The organism is Methylomonas sp. LL1 (genome assembly GCF_015711015.1).
In the GTDB taxonomy this organism is placed as follows: Bacteria; Pseudomonadota; Gammaproteobacteria; order Methylococcales; family Methylomonadaceae; genus Methylomonas.
The window spans coordinates 2,907,667-2,928,516 of sequence record NZ_CP064653.1 but is presented as its reverse complement, the minus strand read 5'-3'; the positions used below and the strand labels follow the sequence as shown (position 1 = coordinate 2,928,516).

General features: G+C 53.1%; 17 protein-coding genes. 6 read left to right on the top strand and 11 right to left on the bottom strand.

What is annotated here, in order from left to right:
* Positions 1 to 110: 110 nt before the first annotated feature.
* Entirely contained in the window at positions 111 to 2,936 is a 2,826-nt protein-coding gene (gene prsT, locus IVG45_RS13545; protein ID WP_196434338.1) for an XrtA/PEP-CTERM system TPR-repeat protein PrsT, read from the bottom strand.
* 111 nt (positions 2,937 to 3,047) lie between these two features.
* Positions 3,048 to 4,556 (bottom strand): phenylacetate--CoA ligase family protein, encoded by a 1,509-nt coding sequence (locus tag IVG45_RS13540; protein WP_196434337.1) that lies wholly within the window; start codon positions 4,554 to 4,556, stop codon positions 3,048 to 3,050.
* A gap of 144 nt (positions 4,557 to 4,700) precedes the next feature.
* Here IVG45_RS13540 and IVG45_RS13535 point away from each other — a divergent pair, with 144 nt between their 5' ends.
* A complete protein-coding gene (locus IVG45_RS13535) occupies positions 4,701 to 5,660 on the top strand; it encodes an MDR/zinc-dependent alcohol dehydrogenase-like family protein (protein WP_196434336.1) in 960 nt (319 codons plus the stop codon).
* Positions 5,661 to 6,111: 451 nt separating this feature from the next.
* Here the strand turns inward: IVG45_RS13535 and IVG45_RS13530 are convergent, their stop codons facing one another.
* On the bottom strand, positions 6,112 to 6,330 hold the full coding sequence (locus IVG45_RS13530; RefSeq protein ID WP_330165359.1) for a cold-shock protein: 219 nt from the start codon (positions 6,328 to 6,330) through the stop codon (positions 6,112 to 6,114).
* Positions 6,331 to 6,641: 311 nt separating this feature from the next.
* Positions 6,642 to 9,743 (bottom strand): bifunctional proline dehydrogenase/L-glutamate gamma-semialdehyde dehydrogenase PutA, encoded by a 3,102-nt coding sequence (gene putA, locus IVG45_RS13525; RefSeq protein ID WP_196434335.1) that lies wholly within the window; start codon positions 9,741 to 9,743, stop codon positions 6,642 to 6,644.
* 194 nt (positions 9,744 to 9,937) lie between these two features.
* On the opposite strand from putA, the gene IVG45_RS13520 reads away from it, so the two are divergent.
* The 3 genes from IVG45_RS13520 (at position 9,938) to IVG45_RS13510 (ending at position 12,829) form a co-directional block, all read left to right on the top strand.
* Entirely contained in the window at positions 9,938 to 11,323 is a 1,386-nt protein-coding gene (locus IVG45_RS13520) for a type VI secretion system contractile sheath domain-containing protein (RefSeq protein ID WP_196434334.1), read from the top strand.
* A 397-nt stretch (positions 11,324 to 11,720) separates the two neighbouring features.
* Positions 11,721 to 12,473 carry a hypothetical protein gene (locus IVG45_RS13515; RefSeq protein WP_196434333.1) on the top strand — a complete coding sequence of 251 codons (753 nt, stop codon included), beginning with the start codon at positions 11,721 to 11,723 and terminating at the stop codon, positions 12,471 to 12,473.
* Positions 12,473 to 12,829 carry a hypothetical protein gene (locus IVG45_RS13510; protein ID WP_196434332.1) on the top strand — a complete coding sequence of 119 codons (357 nt, stop codon included), beginning with the start codon at positions 12,473 to 12,475 and terminating at the stop codon, positions 12,827 to 12,829. The genes IVG45_RS13515 and IVG45_RS13510 overlap by 1 nt, the downstream gene beginning before the upstream one ends.
* Before the next feature lie 265 nt (positions 12,830 to 13,094).
* Here the strand turns inward: IVG45_RS13510 and IVG45_RS13505 are convergent, their stop codons facing one another.
* The 3 genes from IVG45_RS13505 to IVG45_RS13495 all read right to left on the bottom strand — a co-directional run bounded on the left by IVG45_RS13505 (position 13,095) and on the right by IVG45_RS13495 (position 16,292).
* Positions 13,095 to 13,769: a hypothetical protein gene (locus tag IVG45_RS13505; RefSeq protein WP_196434331.1), complete on the bottom strand. Its 675-nt coding sequence runs from the start codon at positions 13,767 to 13,769 to the stop codon at positions 13,095 to 13,097.
* Positions 13,770 to 13,777: 8 nt separating this feature from the next.
* Positions 13,778 to 14,332 (bottom strand): cyclin-dependent kinase inhibitor 3 family protein, encoded by a 555-nt coding sequence (locus tag IVG45_RS13500; protein WP_196434330.1) that lies wholly within the window; start codon positions 14,330 to 14,332, stop codon positions 13,778 to 13,780.
* Positions 14,333 to 14,588: 256 nt separating this feature from the next.
* Positions 14,589 to 16,292 (bottom strand): glycoside hydrolase family 17 protein, encoded by a 1,704-nt coding sequence (locus IVG45_RS13495; RefSeq protein ID WP_196434329.1) that lies wholly within the window; start codon positions 16,290 to 16,292, stop codon positions 14,589 to 14,591.
* 257 nt (positions 16,293 to 16,549) lie between these two features.
* Between IVG45_RS13495 and IVG45_RS13490 the strand changes: the two genes are divergently transcribed.
* Positions 16,550 to 16,993, top strand: a complete 444-nt coding sequence (locus IVG45_RS13490) for a ferritin-like domain-containing protein (RefSeq protein ID WP_196434328.1) — start codon at positions 16,550 to 16,552, stop codon at positions 16,991 to 16,993.
* Positions 16,994 to 17,028: 35 nt separating this feature from the next.
* Here IVG45_RS13490 and IVG45_RS13485 read toward each other — a convergent pair whose 3' ends face one another.
* The 4 genes from IVG45_RS13485 to IVG45_RS13470 are packed head-to-tail and all read right to left on the bottom strand — an operon-like array spanning position 17,029 to position 19,693.
* Positions 17,029 to 17,529: a TPM domain-containing protein gene (locus IVG45_RS13485; RefSeq protein WP_196434327.1), complete on the bottom strand. Its 501-nt coding sequence runs from the start codon at positions 17,527 to 17,529 to the stop codon at positions 17,029 to 17,031.
* Positions 17,530 to 17,532: 3 nt separating this feature from the next.
* Complete coding sequence (locus tag IVG45_RS13480) at positions 17,533 to 18,381, bottom strand: TPM domain-containing protein (protein WP_196434326.1); 849 nt, start codon at positions 18,379 to 18,381, stop codon at positions 17,533 to 17,535.
* Position 18,382: 1 nt separating this feature from the next.
* Positions 18,383 to 18,973 (bottom strand): LemA family protein, encoded by a 591-nt coding sequence (locus IVG45_RS13475; RefSeq protein ID WP_196434325.1) that lies wholly within the window; start codon positions 18,971 to 18,973, stop codon positions 18,383 to 18,385.
* Positions 18,974 to 19,024: 51 nt separating this feature from the next.
* Positions 19,025 to 19,693, bottom strand: a complete 669-nt coding sequence (locus IVG45_RS13470) for a protein-L-isoaspartate(D-aspartate) O-methyltransferase (RefSeq protein WP_196434324.1) — start codon at positions 19,691 to 19,693, stop codon at positions 19,025 to 19,027.
* A gap of 119 nt (positions 19,694 to 19,812) precedes the next feature.
* Between IVG45_RS13470 and IVG45_RS13465 the strand changes: the two genes are divergently transcribed.
* Positions 19,813 to 20,838: a zinc-dependent alcohol dehydrogenase family protein gene (locus IVG45_RS13465; protein ID WP_196434323.1), complete on the top strand. Its 1,026-nt coding sequence runs from the start codon at positions 19,813 to 19,815 to the stop codon at positions 20,836 to 20,838.
* The last annotated feature ends 12 nt before the right edge of the window (positions 20,839 to 20,850 follow it).

Sequence of the window (20,850 nt, the reverse complement as noted above, 5' to 3'; positions counted from 1 at the left end):
ATGCCTGTTATCATTAGTTGTTCGGATTGTTAATGTTGCGTTAATCTTTTGTCTATATAAAAGTTCTCAATTGTTCACTTTGTAAAATAATCCGACAGTCTCGCATTACATTAATTTCTCAGCTTTTCCAGCAACGCTCTGGCTTGTTCAATTCCTGTAAACGGGATATTCAGTTTTAAGGCTTGTTCCAATTCCTGTCTGGCTTCTTCCTTGCGTTGCAGTTGATCCAACGCGACGGCGATGTGATAGCGGATTTCCGGATTCTGGGACATTCTGGAGTGGGCGTTGCGTAGATAATGTAGGCCTTCCTCGGCTTTGCCGTTGTTGACCAGAATCCAGCCCAGTGTATCGTTGCCGGATGCCTGATCCGGTGCCAGTTTCTGAGCTTTTTCGGCATAAGCCAGTGCCTTGCCGTTACCGTTGTTGAAGTAGATATAGGCCAAGTTGTTCAAAAACAGCGGTTCGTTGGGATATTGCGAGAGTAAAAACTCATAATACTTCTGCGCTTCGGCAATTTTACCTTTTTGTAGTTGCTCCTCGGCCAATGCGGCTAGCGGCACGCTGTCCTTGGGGTGTTTTTTGACCCATTGTTGCAGTAATTCAAAGGCCTTGTCGTGTTGCTCGGTTTGCTTAAGGCTTTGATACAGTTTCATTAATAGCTGTGTATTCGGTTCCAGGTCAAAAGCATTTTGGTAATGACTAGCCGCCAAGCTGGCGTTTTTCTCATGTACGGCAATATCGCCCAGCAATTGATGTGGAAATGCGCTTTTCGGATAGTCTTTCAGTAGATTATTGGCGCGGCTCATGGCAAAAACTGGTTTTCCGTAGTTCAGCTCCAGTTCCGTCAGTGCGATTTGGGATGGGATATGCTTTCCGTCGGTCAGCACCGCTTTTTTCAATGTGTTGATGGCTTCCGAATAATCTTGCACGGCCATTTGGTAACCGGCCACCCTGTAAAGTTTTTTGACATTCAATCGGGCTTGCTCGGCCATGCGCCGATACACATCGAGCGCTTTACCCCGGCTGTCTGTAGCCAAATAGCAACGTGCCAGGGCTTCCATTAGTTGCGGGTCGTATTTGTCGATTAATTCGGCGGCTTGAGCTATGTTGAGCGCATCGATTGCCTGGCCCATTTTTAGCTTGAGTTCGATTTGGGCCAGTAAAACCTGCATCGATTTTTGATCGATGCCACGGGCTTTTTCCAGCCATCGAGTGGCGGCGCCGTTATCGCCCTTGGCCTGCTCCACAGTTGATAGTTCGAGCAGTACGGCAATATTTTCCGGGAACTGTTGATTGAGCTTTTGTAGGCGTTGTTGGGCCGAATCGATTTTTTTCTCGGCAACATCCAGTTTGCTCAGGTTGATATGGGCCGTGATAAAGGCCGGATCAAGCTCGACGGCTTTTTCGAAACTACGCCGGGCTTGTTTCAGATCTTGAGTGGCGACTTGAGCCGTGCCGAGCAAGTTTAAAAGTGTAAGATTTTTCGACGCCTTGTTATACAAGCCTTCGGCGACCCGCAAAGCTTTTTTGGCTTCGCCGTTGTTGACATAAATGGCCACCAGCGGAATGCCGGCTTGGCTATTTCCCGGATTGGCTTGGATCGCGGATTCCAGTTCCTGAATAGCGAGTTGTTCTTGTCCCATTGAAAGGCGGGTTAGGCCGATTTCGGTTTGAATATTTTCCCCGCCCGTTTCCTGCACCGAGGCCTTTTCCAATAGGGTGTTGGCCTGGTCATGCTTGCCGGCGTTCATATAGGCGGTTCCGAGCAAAAACATTAAGCGGCGGTCATGCGGATTACTGCTCATGAGCGGCCTGAGCAAAGAGATTACTTGCTCGGGTTCGTTTTTCGATAACAAGATCGAAGCCAGCAATTTGTAGGGGCCGGTTTGTTCAGGATATTTTTTAATGTAAAGGCGTAGGTATTCGGCGGCCGGATCGAAGCGTTTCAGGCTGTAGTTGATCAAGCCGGACAGCATCAGGGTTTGACTGTGTTGGGTCAAATATTCGGGTTTAACCGAAACGATGATGTCGGCCGCGGCTTCCAGTTCCTTGATCGAGGCTTCCTGTTGACCGATGCGCCCCAATAAAACCGCGTGCAGATAAGCCGCCTTGGGATCGAACGGATAATTTTGCCGCAAATATTCAAGGTCTTGCATGGCTTGTTCGTTTCGATGCAAGTCCATCAATAAGCCGGCTCTGGAGATGCGGGCATCTTGATGATCCGGCATTAACTCTAGTGCCTTGTCGTAGTCTTTAATCGCCTCTTCCAGTTGCGCTTGTGTATGCTTAATTGAGCCTTTGACATACCAGGTGCCGGCATTGTCGGGCTGCATTTGCAGCGCTTGGTCGGCGGCTTGGTCGGCGCCGGCCAAGTCGCTGCGTCTCAATAAAGCATTGGCCCGGCCGATAAGCGCATCGACTCTGCCTGGGTCGATCTTCGCGGCCATCTCGTATGCATTGAGTGCTTCGTCGACTTGGTTTAGTTGCAGATAAGCATGGCCCCGAAAGATATACAATTCAGGTTGTAGTTGGCGGTCATATTGGCCGGGATCGATATCTTTCAGTAGTTGCTCGTATTTGATCTGGTATAGATAAAGCTGGGCCAGGGATTTTATGGTCAGAGATTTGTCGGCGCCCATCTGATTGGCTAGGCCCAGTTGGACTTCCGCTTCGGACAGCGATTTTTGTTGCAGATAAATTTCGCCCAACAAAATATGGGCTGCAACGAAGTTTTGATTTTGCTGAATGGCGTTTTTCAGATGGATGATGGCGTCGGCGTTATCGTGTTTTCTATAGGCGGCCAAGGCTTCCTCGTAATAGTTTCCCGCCAGATTGTCGTCGGCCACGCCCTGGTTGAACGAACACAGAAGATTTAGCGCCAAAAGTAGGCTTGCTGGCAATGCCGGCGATTTTTTGTGTGTTAATTTTGATTTCATGTCGACTACAAGGGTATGGGTATGGGCCAATAGGATAACGGTAAAGCGATTACAAACATAGTTGCGGCAGACCGAGCGCTACCAATTACTTGGCGTTGGAAGGAGGGGGGATCATTTACGGGTATAACGGTGTTTGACACCGGCCGGGAAATAATCCGGGCTGGCAAAATTATGCAGAGTAATCAGGGGCGTTTGCCGCTCTACGGGTGTGTAGTTGGCAAATTCGCTATTCAAACGCAGCAACTGAGATCGAATGGAAGTGGCTATCACTGGCTTCCTGACGTCATCGGCCGCGACGCCGGGCGCCAGTTCCACGGCAATTTGCAAATATTTGTCGCCGTCTTCGTTTTCTTGGGTTTCCAGCACGAATTTACCTGTGACCCAGGCGCTGACGTCCGGTTGTTCCAGACCGACCGCGACGTTTTCCGGGTAAATATTGGCGCCATAATAGGATACGGTGAAATCGGCCCGGCCAAAGACATAGACAAACGGCAAATCACGCAGCCTGAAATCATCCTTTAATCCCAGATCGCAGGCAGACTTCACGCCATAACGTCCGAGGAAATCCCACATTTGATCGAAGCTGATCAGGCCGCCCTTGTCGGCGATGTGATAGCGCAGCAGGGGAACCGTGTTCTCGCCGGATACGACCAGAGTGTCTTCATGCATTTCGAAGAAGCGGCTGATGGGATCGTATTGCACCAGTGTCGGCAACCGAGATTCGCCGAACAGGTCGCGGGCGGCATCGGGGTGGTTCGCCAACCAGCGCCGAATCGCGATGCTGAATGGAGTTTCATTGCCCAATACTCCGCCGTCCGCCGTGCCATATAACGATGCCGAGTCGAAACAGGGTGCTGTTGAGCCTATACGCTGCCCGATCAGGCCGCGCCATTCCTCGCTAAATACCTCGCCGGCAAACACCAGCTTGAGCTTATAATCGGCCCAGCTTATGCCTTCGGCACTACCGGCATCGATCACGTCTTTAATGAACGGCGGATAGCCCAATAGCACCGTTTGTTCGAAATGCGGCGCCAATTCGCGCACGACGCGGAAGATTTCGGCCTTGTTGTTACCCGGTGTCGCCACCATCAGCGGATAACCCTTGCGGGCCAGATGCCAGCAGCAGGAAGTGGTGAATAAACCGCCCACCCAGTTTCCCAGTGCAAAGCAGACTATGGCCAGGGTGTTGCGTTGATGGGCTAGAAAACTATCGCGGAATACTTGTTCGAAGCGTAGCGCAACATCCAGTTCATAGCCGGCGGAGCGAGGCCAGAAGGTCGGTTGGCCGGTGGAGCCGGACGATACCGCCACTCTGTCGGCCCCGCTCAGGCTGCCGCCGAAGCAACGTTCCGGCAGCGGATAAGCCTGCATGTAATCGGCTTTCCCCATCAACGGTAATTGTTGAAAGGCTTGATAACTGGTAATTTCGGCCGGATTAATCCGGCGTGATTGCAGAAAACGGCGATAGGCGGGCACTTCCTCGGCGCAGCGCTGAAACAAGGAAAGATACTTGAGTTTCGGGTCGATGGCCCGGTGCTCCGCTAACACAGTGTCCAACGGCGTGGCGGTAAAATGCTCGAAAATGGCTGTGGACGGTGGAACAACAAGCGCGTTGGACATGGCATTCTTCCTGACAATATGGCGTAAGGATGTAACTATTTTATGTAGACAAAACGAACGGGGAAGATGCATTCTGCATCGTTTCGGCCTGCTTCGACAAGCCGCTGGCCTAGCTAATTTTAAACATTTACTCCATCACCGATCATGCAAGCCTTAGTATTAGACGGCCAATTAAGCTATCGCCAGGATGTGCCCGAACCGGTATTGGCCACCGACGAGGCCTTGATCAGGCTGGGTTTGGCCGGAATTTGCGCGACGGATTTGGAGTTGCTCAAGGGTTATGCCGGATTTTCCGGTGTGATCGGGCATGAATTCGTCGGCGTGGTCGAGTCCGTTGCCAACCCGGAACATCAGCCTTGGCTCGGCCGGCGGGTGGTTGGCTCCATTAATATCGGCTGCAATCATTGCGAGACTTGCCGTCATGACGGGCCGGAGCATTGCCGCAATCGCAAGGTGTTGGGGATTAGGGCAAAAAACGGCGTCTTTGCCGATTACTTTTCCCTTCCGGTTGCCAATTTGTATGCGGTTCCGGATTCCGTTTCGGATCGGGCGGCAGTGTTTGCCGAACCCTTGGCGGCCGCGATGCGGGTGGTCAGGCAATTGCAAGATTTACCGGTTAACCGCGTGGCGGTGGTCGGCCCAGGGCGTCTGGGGCTTTTGATTGCCAAGGTTTTGGTTTTGGCCGGCTATCGGGTCGTGGTTCTGGGGCGGTCGGAAACATCGCTGGATTTACCTGAACAATGGAAGCTTGAGACGGCCTTGATTGATGGTGTTCCGGATGCGCCGTATGACTGCGTGGTGGATGCCAGCGGTCAGGCTTCTGGCTTTGAACAAGCCTTGCGTATCGTTAAGCCGCGAGGCTTTCTGGTTCTGAAGAGCACCTTTACCGCGACCAAGCCCATCGACTTAGCCCAAGTGGTTGTTCGCGAGGTTACTATTTTGGGTTCCCGTTGCGGACCATTTGCCGAGGCTTTGACGATTTTGCGGCAAAAAACCGTACCGGTGGAAACGATGATAAACGCTGTTTATTCGTTGAAAGACGGACTTGCCGCTGTTGAGCATGCGGCTCAAGCCGGTGTTAGAAAAATCCTGTTACGGCCATAGGCAGTGCAACATGATGCGATCACGGAAGATTTATCGTTTGGCCGTTTAACGCTTTTTGGCTAGTTTACGGCTATCGACCGGATCAATATCTTAGTGAGTATTGACTTTTATTTTGAGTTTGGCCAACTGCTCGAGAAAGTATGTGTCGTAGTGCCAGCCTATGCGAGGTGGCGGCGGTGTGCGGGGGGTAGTCATTGAATGTTTCATGTCGGTTATTGGATTGGGTTTGAGAGACTCCACATTTGAGTAATTCGGCTTATTATTTAAGCCGGCTGATGATCAATGTGGGGAAGTAAACTTATGCTACATAAGCGAGTCGAGAAGCGACTGGCTGGATTTGGCGTAATTACCGGAATATGGCTAACTAAATTTATGGGTTGCCAGGCAGTCGGTGGTTGCGCCTGATCTATCAGCGACGGCCACCAGTTGATGGCCGTCGCTGGTCGAAAACTTAAACGATGGTCACTTCTTCGGCTTGCGGGCCTTTAGGGCCGCGGCCAAGTTTGAATTGAACGTGTTGGCCTTCATCCAGTGTTTTGTAGTTATTGTTGGTGCTGAGGATGTTTCTGAAATGTACGAAAACATCGGGGCCTGATTTTTGTTCGATAAAGCCAAAGCCTTTGTCTGCGTTAAACCATTTGACGATGCCGGTAGTCATTGTAGTAGACATGATAAGTCCTATAAAAATTTTTAGATAAAGCCTTAAATTAAGGCGGATATAGCTGGTAAATGCGGAGATTACTAAATGATAAACAGGACGAAGAGCTACAGAAGAGACGTCGAATCGGTAAACAAAGGGTAACACATATTTTCTAGCTGTTAGCCATTCTAGGCCTATTAATCGGTTTGTCAATTTAATCCTGACTAATTACTAAAATAATTTGGAATGATATAAATTGTCTAGGTAAATTAGTAGGTTAAATGCATTCAGGTCGGAGCGGTCCAGTTAAATAAATTACGGAAATTTCATTCCAGCACAATTTAACACCTATTTTCGGACAATAATTCCGGATTGCCGCCCATGGCCGCGATATTCGTAGTCACGGTTTGCTCGGTGGTAAACCGATGTAAATAATTAGGGCCGCCCGCTTTCGGTCCGGTGCCCGACAGTCCCATGCCGCCGAACGGCTGTACGCCGACCACGGCGCCTATCATGTTACGGTTGATGTAGATGTTGCCGACGCGGGCATGCTGTCTTACATAGTGCATGGTCGCGTTGATTCGAGTGTGCAGGCCCAGCGTCAAGCCGTAACCGGTGGCGTTGATCGCATCGACTACGTTTGCCAGTTCGTCGGACGCATAGCGGACGATATGCAGGATGGGGCCGAACACCTCCCGTTCCAGCAGCGATATGCTGGGGATTTCCGCCAAGGTGGGCGGAAACAAACCGTTGTTCGACGGACTTTGTTCCAACGCTGATTGATAGAGCAGCTTGGCATGGCTTTTCAGAAATTCGACGTGAAGGGATAGCGAGTCGGCGGCCGGTTGATCGATCACCGGTCCGATGTCGCTGGTGAGGTCGCTCGGATCGCCCACGCGCAGCAACCGCATCGCGCCGATCAAGCGAGCGATGATGTCATCGGCGATTTCCGCTTGTAAAAACAGCACACGCAAAGCCGAGCAGCGCTGGCCGGCGCTGTTGAAGGCCGATTGCAATACATCGACTATCAGTTGTTCCTGGTGAGCCGAGCTGTCGGCGATCATCACGTTTTGGCCGCCGGTTTCGGCGATTAGCGCCGCGATGGCGCCTGGGCGGCTGGCCATTTGCCGGTTGATGACTTGCGCGGTGGCGCTGGAGCCGGTAAATGCGACCCCGGCCACGCGGGGATCGCTCAATAACAGGCGGCCGATTTCGGCGCCGTCGCCCGGTAAGAAATGCAACACGTTATCCGGTATACCGGCTTGATGCAGCAGGCGCACGCAGGCCATGGCCGTCAACGAAGTTTGCAGGGCTGGTTTGGCGATCACCGTGTTGCCGGATACCAGCGCGGCGGCGATTTGCCCGATGAAAATCGCAATCGGGAAATTCCAGGGACTGATGCAGACGAATACTCCGCGCCCATAATGAAATAATTGATTGTGCTCGCCGGTTGGTCCCGGCAAGGATTGCGGCTTGCCGAACAGCTCTATTGCTCCGGCGGCGTAGTAGCGGCACAAATCGACCGCCTCGCGAACTTCCGCGAAGGCGTCGCGTAAGCAGCGGCCGCCCTCGCGCATGCATAGCGACACCAACTCCAGGCGCTGGCGCTCCAGCAAGTCGGCCGCGTTTTGCAAACACTTTGCTCGGGTTTGTACCGGGCATAATCGCCAGCCGGAAAAAGCTAGGGAAGCTTGTTCCAATGCTTGCGCTATCGAGTCAGGTTGACTGGAAACCAGCTCGCCGACTAACGCGTTTCGGTCGAACGGGCTGTAGACCGGCTGCGCTTCGCCCAAGAAGGCTTGGCCGGAGACCAGCGGTGATGCCTGCCAGATTCGAGTGGAAAGCCGGTCCAGCTCTCGCATTGCCTGGTTAAGCAAATCCGGATCGCTAAAATTGATTCCGTGGGAATTTCTGCGCTGTTTGCCGAATAAATCCGGCGGCGGTGCGATAGGGTGGCACTGGTTTTGTTGCAATTCCGCCAATGGATCACGGCTCAGTATTTCCACGCCGATCGCCGGGTTTTCGATTTGATGAATAAACGAGCTGTTGGCGCCGTTTTCCAATAAACGTCTGACCAGATAGGGTAATAAGTCCCGATAGCCGCCAACCGGCGCATACACGCGGCAATGGAATCTTTCCGGATCGCGCGAAAGTAGATCGTCGTACAAGGCCGCGCCCATACCATACAAACGCTGGAACTCGAAGCCGGGATGATTTTGGGCAAAGTTGCAAATGGCGGCCACGCTATGCGCATTATGGGTGGCGAATTGCGGATAAAACGCCCGTGGGTGCGACAATATCAGCCGAGCACAAGCTAGATAGGACACATCGGTGGCGGCTTTGCGGGTAAAGACCGGGTAATCGTCCCAGCCGTTTTCCTGGGCGCGCTTGATCTCGCTGTCCCAGTAGGCGCCTTTGACCAATCGAATAGGGATCCTGCGTTGTCGAGACTCGGCTAGCGCCGCCAGCCAATGGATCAGCGGAATGGCGCGCTTTTGATAGGCTTGCACCGCCACACCCAGGCCCGGCCAGTTGCTCAAGGCCGGATCGCCGGATACCTTGGCAAAAATATCCAGCGACATGTCCAGGCGTTCGGCTTCCTCGGCATCAATGGTCATGCCGATATTGGCGGCGCGAGCGCGTCTGGCCAGGGCCGATAGTTTTTCAGCCAAGGCCTCAACCGCGAGACGCCGCTGTAAGGGTTCGTAGCGCGGATACAGCGCCGATAATTTGATGGAAATGCCCGGATTGGCGAACAGGTCTTGGCCGGCCGAGGCCGCCAGCGTGTCGATGGCTTGCAAGTAGGCCGCAAAATAACGCTCGGCATCGTCCCCGGTCAAGGCGGCCTCGCCCAGCATATCGAAAGAATAACGGTAGGCCGGGTTTTGGGCCGCATGTTCCAGGGCTTGGCCGATGTCTTCGGCGATCACAAAATGTTTGGCCAGTTGCCGCATGGCCTGTATCAGGGCTTGGCGAATCAAGGGCTCTCCGTAACGCGCCAGCAGATCATCGAAAATATGCAATCGGTGCCGAACTCTGTCTTCAATTTTTCCGCTCAACAGCAGTGCACTACTCGCCAGGTTGACCAGCAACGAATCGCTATGCAGCAGGTGGCTATACCAATCGGCATCGGCCAGTCTTTCGCGCAAGAAGCGGTTTTGGGTGGGGATATCCGGGATGCGCAACAAGGCTTCGGCCATGCCCATCAACACGATACCTTCCTCGCTGTTTAGGCTATATTCCTGTAAAAACGCCTCGAACGGGGCTTTTCGGCTTGGCTGGTTGCGGACCGCCAAAATTAATTGACTGGCAAAGTCGCTGATCCAGCGCCGGTCGTAGTCGCCGATATGCCGTTCCAGGTCAGCCAGTAGCGCTGATTCCGGCTTGATAAATGCCAGGTTGATCATGGCGCGAAGCTGGTGCAATCGGTTGGTGTTACTCATTTTAGTCACCCGGTTAGTGGTTTGAGCAAACAAGTCCGATTGTATATTGGCCTCGAGCCAATCGGCAAAATGATCACTGACGGAGTGGAGCCCAGGCCGGCTTTGATTTCGGCTCCGCTCGGTAATTTGGCGCTTGTTGGACCGGGTGGGGTCTGCTACTGTTTCAAAAAACTTCAATGGCAAGGGGAGGCTTTATGCCGGGCAGAATTGATTTTACGATGGGTTTTAATACTCACGGAGCGGCTCATCAGCGTGATGGCGATGCCGGTTATCGGATTTATATCCTGGGAAATTTTTCCGGTTTAGCCCGATTGCCATGGGAACAGCGAAAAATCAGCAGACTCGATATGGACAACTTCGAGCAGGTGATGAGCCAAATCCGGCCGACGCTTGAATTCGAGTCCGGCCTAAGTTTGCGGTTCGAAAGTTTGGAAGACTTTCATCCCGACAACTGGCTGGAAAAAGTCGGGATATTGGCGGATTTACAAAAATTAAAACAAGAGTTAAGCAACCCGAATACCGCGGCGCAGGCAGCGGCTAAAATTCAGACTTATTTTCAAGTCGAGGCTCAAGCCGACACGGCCGTTCCGGTCCAGGCCGAAGCCGAAAGCCAGGACGAACTGTTGGAACGGCTGCTGGGTAAAAAACCTGATACGCCAGTCGGCACGGCCGATAGTGTCAATAAATTGATTGATCATATAGTCTCGCCGCATGTGACCAAGGCTATAGAACCCCAACATCGGGATTTGATCAAGCTGATCGACTCGACCATTAGCCAGTTTTTGCGCACCCTGTTGCATTGCACGGAGTTTCAGACTCTGGAAGCGCTTTGGCGGGCAACCGAATTACTGGTGCGGGAAGAAGCGGCCGACCAGCAAAACTTTTTTCTGGTGGACATCGCTCAAGCCGAATTATTGGCCGAACTCGGAAACGGCAGCTGCGCATTCGAACAAAAATTGCTGCAGCATATCCAGCCCGGTGACGGCGAACAGGATGTGCTGTTGATCGGCGATTACGGTTTTTCCGGCGGTACGGACGACAAGGAATTGCTGGCCTGTTGCGGCCGGTTGGCGCAAGCTTGCGGCGCAAGTTTTCTGGGCGGCGTCGAGCAGGCATGGGTCGAAAATATCATCGGTGCTCCCGAACAGGCCGAAAACTGGCGGCAATACCTGAAGCAAATCCAGGCGGACAGGGTGATGCTGGCCTATCCGCGATATTTACTCAGGCTGCCGTACGGAGCCAACCGTGATCCGATCGAGTCCTTGGCGTTTGAAGAATGCTCGGCTATGCCATTGGCGGAAGAATTACTGTGGGGCAATCCGGCCTTTATCTTCGCCCGTGCTCTGGTCAGAACCGGTCAAACAACCGGCGCGGACGATCAATTTTTCTTCGGCGAAATTCCGGCTTTCAGCTTCGAGCAGAATGGCGAGCAGGTTTTACAGCCCGGAACCCAAGTTGTATTGAGCGAATCCCAGGCAAATAACTTGTTGTCGCTGGGCATCGTGCCTGTGATCGGTTATCGTCAGCGGCGGGGGATACGCGTCATGAGCCTTTCGTTTCTGTCCGAAGCGGGGCGGTAATGTCAATTCGCAGCCGGCGTCTGTTTTTCCGGAACGGATTGCCGCAATGCGGTTACGTGGCAACCACGAAGCAGCAGCTTCCGAGTTGTCAGAAAACGCTCGCCTACCTTGGCTTACCGGTTCGATTGCTCTGCCGGAACTAACGGAGCAAAATCGACCCAAAGCGGACTGCTGGGTTGCATTGTGAATGGCAATATTTGAAGGTATACCTGTCTGTTGCTCTGGATTGCAAGCCTGATCATCCCTGTAATGTAGGAACTTATGGTCGACGTACAGGCTCAATTTACCACAAGGTTTGTTTTACTTGCCGGTAAATAATGGTTACACTTTCTAGTAAAATAATACTTGCAAACCTTTTTGTCATTGTTTGCTTTATGCTGTTTTTCGGACCATTTAGATGACGTTAAAGCCCAATACAATCGAAAACCAGCTGATTGAGGAGATTTGCCGCTATATCTCCGAGGATAGGGCTCCTTCGCAATTCGAAGTTGCCAAACTAAAACGGGAAGCGGCCAAACTGAAAAACGGTAACCGTGCCGTTTATGCTGCCATCTTGGGGATGATTGCATGTCTAGATAACGACGTAGCGGAATGTAAAAAGCAGCATGAGTTAGCAATTCGTTTGGAAGGTTCGGTCGAGCTTTACGATTCGTATTGCACGTCTCTTTATAATCTGGGCCATATTAAGGATGCCTATAAATGGGCTAAAAAAGGTTTAAATGTGTTCCCGCATGCGCCGGTTCTTCTTGTGTCGGCAGTTAAATCGGCTTATTTTTTGGGATTGTTCGATAAAGTCGTTGAGCACTATCAAGCACTGATTCCTCTGCAATTGGCTGTTATTGACGAAAAAGCGGAAGGTTTTGTTCAAAACGCCAAGATCGTTTTAAGTTTGGGTATTCCGGAGCCCAGTTTGCATCAGTTGTCCGATATTTTAGAGTCCATTCGTTTAAAGCATGGCGCCGATATAAAAACGATCAATCTATCGTTGATTCCGACGGAAGAAACACAAGAATTGTTCAATTGGATCGAGACAACATCGAACGTCGATATTACGGTCGAGATGAATATGGAATTGTGCGAAATACTAGCCAGCCAGCCCGATATCGATCTCGGTAATATGACCGTTGCTTTCAGGGCCTGCCAACACTAATGCCTGTCGACCAACAAGCGTTTTTGCAATTCGCAAAATCGTTGCCAGAAGATACCGAAATTCAAATACGAAACTCTGTAAGCAGAGCGTATTACGCGGCTTATCATGCTTGCCTTGAAGTCTACAAAATGGACGGTTCCGCCGAGGGCGGCGTTCATGCAAAGCTGATTTCCGGTCTGACAAAAAGCACCGACGTTAACGATAGAAAAATCGGTTTCATTCTTCAGCAGCTAAAAGGGCTTAGAATCGTAGCGGACTACAGATTGTCGGCAATGGTGTCTGTTCAAGATAAGGAAACATCGATCAAGCAAACGGAAAAGTTGCTTGAGACTTTGCCAGAAAAGTCAACAGTATAAGCGAAAGCGACCTTTTCTGAGTACGATATAGTCTCATCCATCACTGTGTTCAGTTTTTGCAATCAAGCATTTAGCAAGAGCGACAGACAGGTATACCTTCAAATATTGCCATTCACAATGTAACCCAGCAGTCCGCTTCTGGCCGAAACTGTAAATTAGCATATTTTAAAATGTCGTTCTCGATAGCTGAAGTTCAATTCTGTTTAGCTTTAACGATGTCAAGGTCGCTGCCAGCTCCTAAGGCGAAATAGAACCTAAATTGCTTCTAGCGCCTAGCCATATCGGCTTTGCGTGCAATCATCTTCTCGGCCAGGGCGTCACCGCCGCCGCTGTCAATGATGACCTGGTGAATCTGTTGGTCGGCAATCCGTAGCACCACCATGATGGCCTGTTCGATTTCGTCTGGACTCATGTCACTGAAGAGCCTGACTGCGTGAGGGTTGCCTTCGTCAGTTCGCAGCACATCGAGTTCGTCCACCCGAGTGCCGAACGCTTTGCCCTTGGGGTCACCCTGAGCCCGGAATGCCAGCGCCCCACCCACGTCGAGCGTCAGCACTTTGCCGTTGACGACGCCCTGATTGTCGCCATTGTAGCCGGCGGCGTCCCAGTTGGCCGTCCAGGCATGAACACCGAACCAGCGCTGAGCCTTTTTACGTTCGCTTTCGTTGAGATGTGCAATACACTTCTTGTCGAGTTCGATCCACTCGGTCGCGATCTGGTCAGGCGCTGTTGTGCTCACATAGGTCAAAGTCGGCGCGCCGGCCAGATGATAGAGCTTGGCCGCGATCATTTCATTGCGTGCATGGGCCGGAGACTCCAGCGTCTTCACGTAGTAGCGCCGTCCGTTGTTGTCCTGAAAAATGCCCGCCGGGTTGGTGCCCAATTGCCCGCCAACTCGCTGCATAGTGCTGGTATCGATCAGAGGCCTGTCAGCGTTCATCGGTTTGCTTAGGCAATGGGCTTGGTTCGACGCACCAGCGCCAGTTGCCCTGGCGTTTCGATGGCGCCCTTGCGCACGCGGCGAACGGCATGGATCGCCTCATCGGGATTCATGCCCAATTCCACCAGTAGCCGCGCCGCGATCATGCCGGCCCGACCCAGGCCACCTTTGCAATGCACCAGCACATCATCACCATTGCGCAACATCTCGCGGATCTCGCGGCCTTGCGTGGCCCACTGCTGTTCGAAAGCCTGAGTAGGAACGGAATAGTCGGCGATGGGCAGATGAAGCCACGCTATGCCCCGTCCGCGAATTTCATGCCCTAGCAGCGGTACCTTGAGTGCCTTGAGCTCCGCGGGTTCTACCAGTGTCAGCACCAGCTTGGCGCCCCAGGCGGCGATGGCGTCCAAATCGATACCGAGGTCGCGCTCCCAGGCGCCCGTGTGCGCAAAATGGTCATGCTTGCCTGGGCAGAAGGTGATTCCGATCCGTCCCTGTGATGGGCTGGCACGGACTTCCGCGATCTGAAGAGGGTGTGTGTGGCTGGTCCGCGCGGCTGCCATAGTGCGATCCTGACGAAATAATGAATGTCAGGACAAAAGTCTAGCACGAACAACCGACTGGTAATCCCCGAAAGTGTCGCAATCGATCATGAGCGGCATCACATCTTTTGACTGTAACGCCTGGAACAGCCGATCCGGAACGCAAACTATTGCCCAAAGAGGTGTAAGTGCTTGGATCGGATGCTAGTTGCCAAAATACTCTGGACGCCAACGCCATTCGATATTAGGAACTTATTGTTGACGGAATTCCGAGCTTTTAGGTCTTCCCGTTGTAGGCAGGAGGGCGGCGCCAGAATGGCAAGGCTAAAATCTGTATGGAAATTAGCCAGGTGGTCAATTGCTGGTTTTTCAGGGTATAGCTCAAGGCGATGGGTAGGCCTTCGCTCAAGCTGGGATGAGCCTGAATAAAATCATAGGCCGTCAGAAAGGAATAGGTTTCGGCCGACACCAATGCCAGCAGGCCAAGGCTTAACAGGTAAGCGATAAACCTAGCGCGACCGGCCTGTGGTTTGCCGTCGATTGGCCGGTCGAAAGATAAGGTTTGCCGATTGATCCCGTGCCGACTGACTATCAGACAGAGGATCAGGCCCAATACCCCCAGCGCCGGAATGGCGAATTGCTCATTCGGAAAGCTCAAGTAACGGCCATCGTAGGCCAGCTGATAGGTTTTATAAACCGCCAGCAGCATAAAAAACTGGTAAGCCCGTTTTAGCCGGTTTGCCAGTGCCGGCGCCGTGGCTTTGTCGGCTAACACCGTGTAAAAACGCTGGATCAGCAAGCCGCCCAGTACGGCATTGGCGATGACTATTATCACCGTATAGGCTTGCTGCCATGGGCTATAACTGGTGTGCCACTGAAAATCCGCCAGCGTAATCAGGCAAACACAGAGCGCTTGCGACAGTGATAAAAACAGCAACATACGCAGTGCTGAAAGCGATCGCAGTTTGTTGAAATAACAGGCGGTCACTAATAGGTACAACAGCGTTGCCCAGCCAAAATGTAACGGCCAGTCGGGATTTTCGCTGACGGGGCCGGTCAGCGGGAAAACCGGTTGACGGTCTATGGTCAGCAGCCCCCAGTTGGCGCCCACCACGCCTTCGTGGTTACTTTTCCAGGGCTGATTGAAGGCTTCGACGATGTTGTAATCAAGGCCGTGCCGATTGGCGACCTGGATCAGGTCGCGGATGTAACGGGCTTCATTGATGACGCTCGGCACCGCCAAGCCGCGTTGACGGCCGGCGGCCGGCCAGCCGGACTCGCCGATTAGAATCGGTTTGTTGACCCCCATGCCGCGGGCCTTGTCTTCGATTTGCCGTATGATTTTCTCGACATGCTCGGCGGCGTGTTCGATCGCAACCGGCTCGTCTTCCCAGTAAGGCAAAATGTGGATGGTAATAAAATCCACTTCATTGAAGAGTTGCGGGTATTTGATATAGCTGGACCAAACATCGGCGTAGGTAACTGGCTGTTTGATAGCCTGTTTGACTTGGCGGATATAGCCGATAAGGCTGTCGACATCCATATCCTTGCGCAGCAATACCTCGTTGCCGACGATCACCCGTTTCACCTGATCCTGGTTGGCATTAGCGGCCTGGATCAAGGCTTCGACTTCAATTTTGTTTTGCTGGTGGCCGTTGCCCAGCCAGCCGCCCATGATTATATCCACCCCATGTTTACGGGCGAAATCGGGCGTGGGTTGCATGCCGCCAAGTATGGAATAGGTTCGGATGCTGTGGGTTTTGTCCGCCAGCAGTCCCAGGTCTTGGTCGATATGCTCCGGCAGCGGAAATTTTTGCAGGATCGGGCTGAATCCTTCCCGATAGGGCGCAAATGACAGGCTGTTCAATTTCCCGGCGGGTACATCGGCACCGACATCCCGAGGTTGGTTGGCAAACCATCCGAGCGCGCCATGGACGATGATGATCAAAATGGCGAAGAGCGGAATTCTGGCGGTTTGCATGGTTGACAGCTTTGGTTATGTAAATTTGATTTGGGTCGGATTATACCGTGTTTGATCATGGCGGCTTGTTCGTAAATACGTGATAAATCGGATGTATTTACTTTAGTGGGCATTGCCGGCCGGCTGGCGGCGGCTTTGGCTGGGTGTCGAAAACAAGCAGGCCGCCGACTTTATGTGTTGGAGCGATTCAATCGGTTTGCTTGATATGCTAAAAGGCCTATAGTGGGCTTCCCTTCATTCTGAAACAGGAGGCTGTCATGGCTAATAACGAGATAGATCATGATGCGGTCATCACGGTTTTGAATAATATTTTGGAAGCCGAACTGGCCGGCGTTGTTCGTTACACTCACTATGCGTTGATGGTGTTTGGTTACAATCGGATTCCCATCGTGTCCTGGATGCGCGCCCAAGCCAACGAGTCCTTGCAGCACGCCAACCAGGCCGGGGAAATGATCACTCATCTGGGCGGCCATCCATCGCTGGGGATCGGCCCCTTGCTGGAAACTCATCGCCACGATATTGGCGATATTTTGCGCGAGTCCCTGGAACATGAAACCCAAGCGCTGGCCGAATATTACCGTTTGCTGGAACTGGTGAACGGCCGCAACGTATTACTGGAGGAATATGCGCGGCGCATGTGCGCCTTGGAGGAAACTCATGTCGGCGATGTACGCAAGATGTTGTTAAAACCGGGCGGTTAAAGTCTCCGGCCTCATCGGTTTCGGCGGGTCCAGTGCTACCGCATGATGGGCGCGTCGGCTATTTCGTTGAGGTTTTCGCGGTTTCGGGCCGGGAAGTGCCGTTGCAACAATTGGTTGATGGCAGTAATACCTTCGATGGCGCCGCGCTCGAATTCACCGGCCCGAAATCGGGTTTCCATGTCGCGGCAAATATCGGCCCAGGCCGCATTGCCGACTTTGGCATGTATGCCACGATCGGCGAGGATTTCCACCCGGCGCTCGGCCAATAACAGATAAATCAGTACGCCGGAATTATGTTCGGTGTCCCAGACCCGGCTTTGCGAAAATACCTCGACCGCGCGTTGCCGTGGCGCGATTCCGCGCCAGACATCGCCAATGTCCAAGGAGCTTTCCACGACAAACAGTAATTCACCCAGATGGGTGCGCTCGCCGGCGGCAATCGCGGCTTCGATGGCTTTCAGGCTACTCTTGGGAAAAAACCGCCGGACTCGCCAGGGGCCGCTGAAGATATGTTTGAAGTATCTAGCGATTTGCATGTCTTACCATCTCCCTGACGCGCCGCCGCCGCCAAATCCACCACCGCCGCCGGAAAAACCGCCGCCGCTGCTGAATCCGCCGCCACCGAAACCGCCTCCGCCACCTCCCCGGTAGCCACGGCTATTGCCTTGAGCGATCACAAAGGCCATTAACGCTAGAAAAATCGCGAAAATCAAGCCGCCACCCAATAGCCAAACCACTATCCCGACCAGGCCGCCTGTGACCAAGCCGCCCAGAAATTTGCCCAACAGCGCGCGCAAAATGCCGCCGCTGATAACAGCCAGGAACAGCAGCAACGAAAAATATTGATCCGGTAGGGAACCGATTGCGGAGGGTTCGGCTTCAGGTAACGGTTCGCCCTGAATCAGGCCGATCAAGCTATCGACGCCGGCGTTAATCCCGCCGGCAAAGTCGCTCTGGCGAAAATACGGGATCATGATGTCCTCGATGATGCGTTTGGACTGCGCGTCGGTAATGGCGCCTTCTAGCCCATAACCCACTTCGATGCGGGTGGCGCGGTCATTTTTGGCCAGCAGCAATAGCACGCCGTCATCGACATTCTTGCGGCCCAGTTTCCATTGTTCAACCACTCGAATCGAATATTGAGCGATGTCCTCGGGTTGAGTGGTTGGTACCAGTAACACCGCGATCTGGCTGCCTTTTTGTTGCTCGAATGCGGCCAGGCGCTGTTCCAACGCGTTCAGTTGATCGCTGCTCAAGGTGGCGGTCAGGTCGGTGACGCGCCGTTCAAGCTGGGGTATCGGCACCTGGGCAAACGCGGCCATGCCCCAAAAAAGAACGATGAACAATGCGGCCGGCAATCCACGGTAGCTAAGGCGTTGAGCCGGCATGTTATTTCCCGAAGTCGACCACGGGCGCGGTCGAAATGGCCTTTTCATTCTCGACGGTGAACGACGGTTTGGTCGTGTAGCTAAACAGCATCGCGGTCAGGTTGCTGGGGAAGGTACGTACTGTAATGTTGTAATCTTTTACGGCGGCGATATAGCGGTTGCGAGCCACGGTGATACGGTTCTCGGTGCCTTCCAATTGCGCCTGTAAATCGCGGAAATTGGCATCGGCCTTCAGTTGCGGATAATTTTCCGCTACCACCAGCAAGCGCGACAAGGACGAAGTCAAATCGCCCTGGGCGGCTTGAAATTTGGCGAAAGCCTGTTCGTCGTTGACCAGTTCCGGCGTGGCCTGAATCCCGCCGACTCGGGCGCGGGAAGCGGTCACGGCTTCCAGCACTTCTTTTTCGTGTCCGGCATAGCCTTTGACGGTATTGACCAGATTCGGCACCAGATCGGCGCGGCGCTGATATTGGTTCAGCACTTCGGCCCAGGCGGCGTTGATCTGCTCGTCCTGGCTTTGAAAGGTGTTATAGCCGCAACCCGGCAAAAGCAGGGTGGCCAATAGAAAAAAAACGCTGGTGAGTCTACGCATGGCTTGCTCCGTTGCAATATGGATTTTCATGCAAGCAGCATAGCATGTGATTCAGGTTTGAGGTTTGTTGTGGATGCCGGTCAGCGGCACAAAACTGACCCCGAGAATGGTGCTGCTATCGATTTGGCCGTCGGCCTGTTTTTCCAGCAGCATCAGTTCCTGATAGCAATAGGGTAAGCCGACCGGTATCACCAAGCGGGCGCCGACGCGCAGTTGATCGATCAAGGCTTGCGGGATATGCGGCGCGGCGGCCGTGACGATGATGCCGTCAAAGGGCGCATGTTCCGGCCAGCCGAAACAGCCGTTGCCATAACGAACCTCGATATTGCGATAGCCAAGGCCGGCGAGGCGCTTGCCGGCATTGAGCGCCAGACATTCAATGATTTCGATCGAATAAACCTGGCTAACCAATTGCGCTAAGATAGCCGACTGATAGCCAGAACCGGTGCCGATTTCCAGCACCACATCCGTGGGCTTGGTCTGCAGCAAGTCTGTCATCAAGGCCACGATATAGGGCTGGGAAATAGTTTGCCCGGAACCGATGGGGGCGGGGCCGTTTTGGTAGGCCCGGTAACGCAAGTCCTCCGGCAAAAATTCATGGCGAGGCACTTGTTTCATCGCCGCCATGACTCGTGCATCCAGAGTATCCTTGCCGATAAAATCGCGGGTCAACCGGGTTTCGTTTTCAATGTCCTTTATCATGCTGTCCGTATCGTTCATGGTTTAAGCTCGATAAATGTTGGCTAGCGGATTGACTCCGAGCCATTCATGATTTATGAAAAGTTTTCCCGAACGGCTCATCGAAATCAGTATAGCGCTAACCCAAACAGGTGGATGCAATGAAGGCAATGGTATTGGAAAGGCTTTGTAATCTACAGGAAAACCCGTCGCCGTTGACGCCGATGGCATTACCGGTGCCGGTGCCGGCGGAAAATCAGGTGTTGTTGAAAGTATCCGCTTGCGGGGTTTGCCATACCGAGCTGGATGAAATCGAGGGCCGAACGCCGCCGCCACATTTGCCGGTCATACTTGGGCATCAGGTCATAGGCCGTATCGAAGCCATCGGTAGCCGAGTCGATACGTTGCGAATCGGCGACAGGGTAGGCGTGGCCTGGATTTTTGCGGCTTGCGGGACATGCAAATTTTGTCTGGCCGGACATGAAAACCTGTGTCCGGCTTTCCAAGCGACGGGCCGTGACGCGCATGGCGGTTATGCCGAATACATGACGGTTAGAGCGGATTTCGTCTACGCGATACCCGAGGTTTTTTCCGATGTGCAGGCAGCGCCATTGCTATGCGCCGGAGCCATCGGTTACCGTTCACTGCGCCTGACTGGCCTGCAAAATGGCCAAAGGCTGGGATTGACCGGTTTCGGCGCATCGGCGCATCTGGTGTTGAAAATGGCGCGGCACCGATTTCCGGACAGTGAAATTTATGTGTTTGCCCGTAGCGCCGAGGAAAGGGCGTTTGCGATGGAACTGGGCGCGGTGTGGGCGGGGGAAACCGTGGCCAGGGCACCGCGCAAATTGGACTGCATCATCGATACCACGCCGGCCTGGGAACCCGTGGTCGAAGCCTTGGCCAATCTGGAAGCCGGCGGCAGGCTGGTGATCAACGCCATCCGCAAGCAAAGCGACCGAAGCTGCCTGCTGGATTTGGACTATCCTCTGCATCTATGGCTGGAAAAGGAATTAAAGAGCGTAGCCAACATTACCCGATGCGACGTGATTGATTTTTTGGCGTTGGCGGCGGAGATGCGGCTAATGCCTAACGTGCAGGTATTTGCATTGGAACAGGCTAATCAAGCCTTGCTGGAACTGAAAGCTGGCAAAATTCGTGGCGCCAAGGTATTGCAAGTTGGTTGAATATGCGGATTT